Below are 1267 nucleotides of genomic sequence, written 5' to 3' on the forward strand. Positions count from 1 at the left end.
GGCGTCTCTCCCCTGATCGGTCGATCAGCCGTTATTTCCAGTGTCAGGCTTGAATCGGTCCGGCGGGTTCGCTCTGCCGTTAGTTGCCTCCGTGGCTGGTGTACATATTGTGGCCCGCCGGACATAAAGGACCGGCCGGCATGGCTTGAGAGGAGCGTGCCAGCGCCCGACTGGGATATGCCACCGACCGGTCTGCGCCCCCTTCGGTCAAGGAGACACCCTCATGGTGGTCATCGGCATCGACGCCCACAAGCGCAGCCACACCGCCGTCATCATCGACGGCAACGGCCGCAAGCTCGCCACGAAGACCTGCAAGACAACAAGCCAGGACCATCTGTCGCTGCTGCGCTGGGCGGCCGGGCACGGCGAAGAACGCGTCTGGGCCATCGAGGACTGCCGCAACATGACCCGCCGCCTCGAACACGACCTGCTCGCCGCCGGCGAACGCATCGTCCGGGTGCCACCCAAGCTCATGGCCAATGCCCGCGACGCCGCCCGCACCTACGGCAAGTCAGATCCGATCGACGCCCTGGCCGTCGCTCGCGCCGCACTCCGCGAAGATGGCCTACCCACCGCCCACCTCGACGGCCCCGACCGCGACCTACGTCTGCTGGTCGACCATCGCGAAGACCTGATCGCTGAACGCACGCGCGCAGTCAACCGACTCCGCTGGCACCTGCACGAACTCGACCCCGAATGGGACCCCCCAGCGCGATCCCTCGACCGGGTCAGCAACCTGAACCACATCCTGCACCGACTGGCCGATTCAACCGGAACCGTCGCCCACCTCGCCGCCGCGATCACCCAACGCTGCAGGACCCTCACCGAAGAGATCAACACCATCGAGGCCGAGATCCGCGAACTCGCCGAGAAGTTGGTACCAGCCCTCATCGCCATCCCCGGCTGCGCTGCGTTGACCGCCGCGAAGATTCTCGGCGAGACAGCCGGCATCACACGATTCCGCTCCGCGGCAGCCTACGCTCGGCACAACGGCACCGCACCGCTACCGGTCTGGTCATCCAACCGAGCCCGCCACCGACTCAGCCGCACCGGTAACCGCCAGCTCAACGCCGCCCTGCACCGCATCGCGATGACCCAGGCCCGCTGTCACCAGCCCGCAAAGGACCTCATCACGCGCCGGAGGAACTCCGGCGACGGCGGCCTCGAAGCCCTCCGCGTGCTGAAACGACGCCTATCCGACGTCGTCTACCAGGCCCTACGAACCAACTGCGTACCCGAGGCTTGACAGAGGAGCTATGTACAGTCC

The 1267-nt window shown here is 66.5% G+C and carries 1 protein-coding gene; it reads left to right on the forward strand.

Annotated elements, in window-relative coordinates:
- The first annotated feature begins 223 nt into the window (after positions 1-223).
- Entirely contained in the window at positions 224-1246 is a 1023-nt protein-coding gene (locus ACZ6O2_RS36540; protein ID WP_466026225.1) for an IS110 family RNA-guided transposase, read from the forward strand.
- Positions 1247-1267 lie beyond the last annotated feature (21 nt).

Source organism: Micromonospora sp. NPDC048040, from assembly GCF_055587185.1.